Source organism: Paraburkholderia sp. EG286A, assembly GCF_040965375.1.
Lineage (GTDB): Bacteria > Pseudomonadota > Gammaproteobacteria > Burkholderiales > Burkholderiaceae > Paraburkholderia.
The window spans coordinates 1-272 of sequence record NZ_JBFRCB010000050.1 but is presented as its reverse complement, the minus strand read 5'-3'; the positions used below and the strand labels follow the sequence as shown (position 1 = coordinate 272).

1 rRNA gene is annotated in these 272 nt (G+C 53.3%); it reads right to left on the bottom strand.

Annotated features, from left to right (window positions below):
* Positions 1–272: ribosomal RNA gene (locus tag AB4Y35_RS42205) — 23S ribosomal RNA — on the bottom strand; the annotation flags it as partial.

Here is a 272-nt window from a genome sequence, read left to right as displayed (position 1 = left end):
TCCTCCGTTACCCTTTGGGAGGAGACCGCCCCAGTCAAACTGCCTACCATGCACTGTCCCCGATCCGGATCACGGACCAAGGTTAGAACCTCAAACAGATCAGGGTGGTATTTCAAGGACGGCTCCACGGAAACTAGCGTTCCCGCTTCACAGCCTCCCACCTATCCTACACAAACCGGTTCAAAGTCCAATGCAAAGCTACAGTAAAGGTTCATGGGGTCTTTCCGTCTAGCCGCGGGGAGATTGCATCATCACAAACACTTCAACTTCGC